Origin of the sequence: Anabaena sp. CS-542/02 (genome assembly GCF_028331085.1) — a bacterium.
GTDB classification, from domain to species: domain Bacteria; phylum Cyanobacteriota; class Cyanobacteriia; order Cyanobacteriales; family Nostocaceae; genus Anabaenopsis; species Anabaenopsis arnoldii.
Map to the genome: position 1 here is coordinate 33979 of NZ_JAQMTM010000037.1, position 6258 is coordinate 40236.

Here is a 6258-nt window from a genome sequence, read left to right on the forward strand (position 1 = left end):
ACGTTTGTAAGTTTGGCAATGTTTACCACGTACACCTTCTATAAAATACTATGCTGGGGTCATTTCCTGATGTTCGCTATCTGACACTTCAGAGTTAATAGTCTTAATCATGTTGATTCAGGTATATTTAATAAAGCAGACGGGTGAAGTTTAAAAGGAAAATTTTATTATGTCATCTCCAGAAATTAGCACTGTAATTAAGATGATGGAATCTTTGCCTGAAGATGTACAAAACAGAGTTTTAGAACATCTTCGAGAGTACTTGGAAGATTTGCAAGATGAATTAAAATGGGATAATTCATTTAAGACAACTCAACCAAAATTGATTGCATCTGCTCAACGTGCTAAAAGAGAGATTGCAGAAGGACTTGCGAAACCAATGGACTAGGACAATTTATAAATTCAGGATTTGGCTTTGGCTTTGAGAAAATAGAGTTTATCAACACCCTGACAGCAAATAAAGGTATTTAGGGGAAAGAATCAACAGAGGTTTATTTAGGTCTAAGTCTGGGAAAATATATTCAGCAGACTTGAATGGTTCCCTAAATATATTAAGAAAGGTAGCTGGGGACTCTATCTTTGATGGAAACTCAGCAGAGAGGCTTGTAGTTAGCCCAGTAAGGTTTAGACCTTACCAAGCTAAAAATATTTGACTATATTTCTAGTAACTATATGACTTGTAGTCAAAAAGAAATCTTGTCATCTTTTGCAATGCAACTCTCTGCGCCTACTGGGTCTGGCGCGTGAAACAAAAAATCATGTAGGGGCGGACAGCAGTCCACCCCTGTAATAACTAGGTGATACCAAAGAAAATCACTAAACCCAAAACTGCCCCAAAGATAATTAAGGCGTAGAATTGAGCGCGACCATTTTCCAGGTACTTCAGACCTTCACCACTAACGAGGGTGAAAAAGCCGGTAAGATTAACAGCACCATCAACAACGCGGAAGTCAACTTCCATCACTTGTCGAGCTAGACGACGTAGTCCCAGAACAAAGACACGATGGTAAATGTCATCAAAGTACCACTTATTCAGGGATAGCTCATAAAGAGATTTGATTTGAGAAGCGATCGCAGCCGGGTCAATTTTACCCCACAAATACATTAGCGAAGCCAAGGTAATGCCGATTAAAGAAATACCTACAGAAGCCCCCGCCATGACGTAAAACTCCGTCGGGTTAAACTCAGCGGCTTTTTCCAGAACTTCGGTGATGGTTTCGCTAGGGGGAAAAATAAACTCCTCAAAGTAGTTAGCGTAGGGTGTCCCCACCAGACCTATCAGAATCGAAGGTATAGCCAACACAGCCAGAGGTAAAGTCATCGTCCACGGTGATTCATGGGGAGTACTGCTGTGATGTCCGTGGGAGTCATGGGCTGCCAATTCTCCTTGTTTCATGGCCCCAGGACCAAAATTAGGCGCTAGTGCAGCCGAATCTAATTCCTGGACTATGGGGGTGGCAGCTTTTTTCAGCTTATCCTTAATTTTCTCGTCGTTACCGCGGAATTTGCCTTCAAATGTCATGAAGTACATTCTAAACATATAGAAGGCGGTAATACCGGCAGTTAACCAGCCAATTAACCACAGAAGTGGACTAGCTTCAAAGGCGTTACCGAGAATTTCATCTTTTGACCAGAAACCAGCAAAAGGTGGAACCCCAGAAATTGCCAAGCAACCAATCAAGAAGGTAATACCTGTGACGGGCATATACTTTCGCATTCCTCCCATCAAGCGCATATCCTGGGCTAAGGCTGGGTCATGACCGACAACCCCTTCCATACCGTGAATCACCGAACCAGAACCTAGGAATAACATCGCCTTAAAGTAGGCGTGGGTCATGAGGTGGAACAAACCCGCACTGTATGAGCCTAATCCCATAGCCATCACCATGTAGCCTAATTGGGAGATGGTGGAATAAGCCAGACCCTTTTTGATGTCATTTTGAGTTATGGCAATACTAGCACCCAAAAACGCCGTAAATGCCCCGGTAAAGGCAATGACGTTCATGGCCGCTGGGACATGCTCAAATACTGGGTACATCCGGGCAATCAGGAACACACCGGCTGCTACCATGGTGGCAGCGTGGATGAGGGCTGAAATGGGGGTTGGTCCTTCCATGGCGTCTGGGAGCCAGACGTGGAGGGGAAATTGGGCGGACTTTGCCACGGGCCCTAAGAAGACTAAGATCGCCAACAGGATGGCGAGAAAATTGCTTACGGAACCGGTTTCTACGAGTTGGCCTAGGCGATCGCCCATCACGCCAAAATCAAAGCTTCCCGTAGCCCAGAATAGTCCGAGGATACCCAATAGTAACCCAAAGTCTCCCACGCGGTTAGTCACAAATGCTTTTTGACAAGCATCTGCTGCTGCTTTGCGATCGTACCAAAAGCCTACCAGCAGGTAAGAACACATCCCCACTAGTTCCCAGAAGATATAAATCTGCACCAGGTTGGGACTAACTACTAGACCCAACATCGAGGAACCGAACAGGCTGAGATAGGCGTAAAACCTGACGTATCCAGGGTCGTGAGCCATATAGCCATCGGTGTACACCATGACTAATAAAGCTACTGTGGTGACAATCACCAGCATCAGGGCTGTTAGGTGGTCGATAGTGTAGCCCATACTCAAGTGAAAATTACCGGCTGCTGCCCATTCTAGGGTACGCAGGTAAGGCGCGTGTCCTTGAATTTGGCTCCACAGCAAGGCCAACGAGAACGCCATTGCTGCTCCCATGAGGGAGATGATGACCACAGCGTTGATTTGCCGCAGGCGGTTTGTCACTTGATTTAAAGAAATTAACCCTAAACCAACCAGCATTGCTCCTAAAAGCGGAAATACTGGAATCAGCCAGGCATATTCATAGATTACTTCCATCACTGATGCTTACTTTTAGAATTCTAATTTGGGGGAACTGTTAATAATTGTGACACACACCCTTGAGGATAAAATACCCCACCCGAAGCTAATTGGGCCGGGTAATTAAGCATGGTTTTATATTTTATAAATTGGGTAGTAAGGAACAGAAAATATTTAGTGGTATTACACATAACCAGTAACTAATCATGAAAACCTGATCAGGTTAGGCCATAGGGACAAAACTCCTGAGTATGTGGCTGACTCAGGAACCCACATACGTCTTTAAGGTAGGAGATGTAGTGCCAACTGTCTGTTGAATAAACGGTTATGGTCAATCATTGTAGCTGTAATTACTTGGTCTCCATCCAATTATCACCCGTACTCACATCAACCACTAAGGGGACACTTAAATGTACAGCATCTTCCATGAGTGACTTGATTTGTGGTTGCAATTCTTCCCACTCTAGAGGAGGAACTTCAAATACTAATTCATCGTGAACTTGTAATAACAACCGCGCTTGATACTTCTGCAAAACTTTATGCAGTCGCACCATGGCAATTTTGATAATATCAGCGCTAGAACCTTGAATTGGGGCATTAGCAGCAGAACGTAATAATCCCGCATCGGAAGCAGCTAATTTTTTTAATTTACTCAAGTCAATGTTATCTGGGTTGCTACCTTTTAAGTGGCGTAAACTATTATTGGTAAACTCAAAATACCTGCGTCTACCTAGAATAGTTTCTACATAACCTTGAGCGATCGCTTGTTTTTTTAACCCTTCTAAATAAGCAAATACACATGGATAACGTTCATTAAATCGCTGGATAAACTCATTAGCAATAGTTTTATCTATCCCCGTAGAACGGGAAAATTTTAGTGAACCCATACCATATATTACACCAAAATTAATAGTTTTCGCAATCCTGCGTTCTTCTGATGTAATATCTTCCTTGTCAAATACTAAACGTGCGGTTACTGTGTGAATATCTTCATTTTGCTGATATGCTTGTAATAGTATCGGCTCCTGACTCAAATGAGCTAATATGCGTAACTCGATTTGAGAGTAATCCGCAGACACCATTAACCAATCTGATTTCGGTAAAAAAGCCTTACGAATTTGGCGACTAAAAGCTGTACGAATGGGGATATTTTGTAAGTTGGGATTCGAGGAAGATAACCGGCCCGTAGAAGTTGCAGTTTGATTAAAATCAGTATGTATCCGTTGGGTATCTGGACGGACTAAAGCCGGTAAAGCATCTACATAGGTAGACTTTAATTTCGATAAAGTACGATATTCAATAATGGCATTAACAAAGCCAGTTGTATCAACTTCCTGGAGTTTTTCTAAAGTCCCTGCATCAGTAGAGTAACCGGTTTGAATTTTCCGGGAGTATTTGGTACTTAACCCCAATTTTTCAAATAAGATTTGACTTAATTGTTTAGGAGAACCCAAATTAAATTTTTCTCCAGCTACGGTAATTGCTGTGTCCTGTAATTTAGCTAAAGTTATCTCTAATTCCTGGGAGAGTTCTTGTAAGTAAACAGAATTAATCGAAATACCCGTATATTCCATCTCCGCTAAAACTGCTTCTAGGGGTTGTTCCACTTGTAGCAATAACTTATGTAAAGCTGGAGTTTTTTCTAATTCCTCACGGAGCTTAGGCACAAGTTGCCATGTGGCGTAAACTTGTAAACAGCAATAATTAGCTACAGCAGTGATATCTAGATCCCCAATATTTTTACCTTTGGGAACTAAATCATTATAGTTAGTTAAGATTAATCCCAAATGACGCAACGCTAAATCAGTGAGGTTATGGCTAGTATCTGGATTTAAAACATAACTGGCTAACATGGTATCAAATACTACCCCCGCCAAGTTAATTCCTTGGTTGCGAAAAACTAAGCGGTCAAATTTAGTATTTTGGAAGGTCTTGGGATATTCTGCACTTGATAATATCGGATTTAGTGCGGTGAGTGCAATATCTTTAGGTAAATTCTCCCCTTCTCTATGACCCAGGGGAATATAAGCTGACTCATCAGGAGCAATTCCCCAACAGCAACCAATACCCACTAGTTGAGCATCTCTTGGTTCTAATCCAGTGGTTTCAGTGTCCCAAGCAACAGGATGTTTGGGGTCAGTAAATTTTTGTAATAAGTTGACTAACTCAGTCAGTTGGGATGAGGTCTTAATTATCCGTGGTTGAATGGGTGAGTTAATTTTTGGTGACATTGCTGCTGTGTCCGCAGCACTAAAAAACCACACATCATCATCTTCATCGGGTGTGGTGGCTGAGTTCTGGGTGATTTCCCCACCAAAACGTTGCTGGAGTTCGTTAAATTTACCTAAAAAGCTTTTGAATTCTAATTTCTCTAAAATGGGAGTGAGAATACTGGTATCAAATCCCGTTAATTTGCAATCTTCTAAATTAATTTCTAGAGGAACATCTAAAACAATTTTGGCTAAGTATTGGGACTTTTGGGCGTCTTCTCTACCTGTTAATAGTTTTGTCTGTGTTGCGCCTTTAATTTCATCTAGTGCCGCATAAATCTGATCTAGAGAACCGTAAGTACTAAGTAGCTGTACTGCGGTTTTTTCGCCTATTCCCTTGACACCGGGAATATTATCTGATTTATCACCACAGAGGGCTTTAAAATCGACAATTTGTGCAGGTAATACACCTAATTTGGCTTGAACTTCTGCTGTACTAAATTCAGTGATGCTGTTTGTAGAACGTTTGAGAGCATCAGGGCTAAAATTTAAAACGGTGATTTCTTTGGCTGGGTCGATGAGTTGAAATAAATCGCGATCGCCTGTTAAGATTTTCACTCCATACCCAGCAGCAGTAGCTTTTTGTGCCATGGTTCCCAAAACATCATCCGCTTCATAACCAGGTGCGGTGAAAATTGGCAGATTTAACCCTGCTAGCAATTCGTGCAGATTTTTTAAATCAGGAACAAAATCTTCTGGTGTTCCTGGACGGTCAGCTTTATAAGTATCATCAGCTTCATGGCGAAAAGTTGGTAAACCCAAATCAAAAGCCACAGCTATGGCTTCTGGTTGTTGTGTCGCCATAACTTCCAATAGACATTTGAGAAACCCAAAACATACACTAGTAGGAATTCCTGTTTTAGTCCGCAGTCCGCCATCTTTTCCTTTGGCGAAGGCGAAATAAGAACGAAAAGCTAGGGAATGTCCATCTACGATGATGAAGGTGGGACGACGTGTGGTGTTTGCAGTTTGAGACATAGCTATATTATTTTACCGATACTTTTTTGCTAACATTAACTAACAAATACACTCTTTAAGAGAGGGCGTATCAACCAATGCACGTAGGAAAATCCCTCGCGCACCATTTATGTCCCGGCTCATTACCAGCCCGTCAGATGGAGACTTAACGAA

General features: G+C 42.0%; 3 protein-coding genes. 1 reads left to right on the forward strand and 2 read right to left on the reverse strand.

Going from position 1 to position 6258, the window contains the following annotated elements; genetic code table 11:
- Positions 1 to 169 precede the first annotated feature (169 nt).
- On the forward strand, positions 170 to 388 hold the full coding sequence (locus tag PN447_RS03345) for a hypothetical protein (RefSeq protein WP_271760811.1): 219 nt from the start codon (positions 170 to 172) through the stop codon (positions 386 to 388).
- A gap of 405 nt (positions 389 to 793) precedes the next feature.
- Here the strand turns inward: PN447_RS03345 and PN447_RS03350 are convergent, their stop codons facing one another.
- Positions 794 to 2875: an NAD(P)H-quinone oxidoreductase subunit 5 gene (locus PN447_RS03350; protein WP_271760813.1), complete on the reverse strand. Its 2082-nt coding sequence runs from the start codon at positions 2873 to 2875 to the stop codon at positions 794 to 796.
- 332 nt (positions 2876 to 3207) lie between these two features.
- Complete coding sequence (gene polA, locus PN447_RS03355) at positions 3208 to 6105, reverse strand: DNA polymerase I (protein WP_271760812.1); 2898 nt, start codon at positions 6103 to 6105, stop codon at positions 3208 to 3210.
- Positions 6106 to 6258 lie beyond the last annotated feature (153 nt).

What these genes read in the sequence shown, in the direction of transcription:
- PN447_RS03350 (WP_271760813.1), bottom strand. Translation starts at nt 2,875, where the DNA reads ATGGAAGTAATCTATGAATATGCCTGGCTGATTCCAGTATTTCCGCTT.
- polA (WP_271760812.1), bottom strand. Translation starts at nt 6,105, where the DNA reads ATGTCTCAAACTGCAAACACCACACGTCGTCCCACCTTCATCATCGTA.
- PN447_RS03345 (WP_271760811.1), top strand. Translation starts at nt 170, where the DNA reads ATGTCATCTCCAGAAATTAGCACTGTAATTAAGATGATGGAATCTTTG.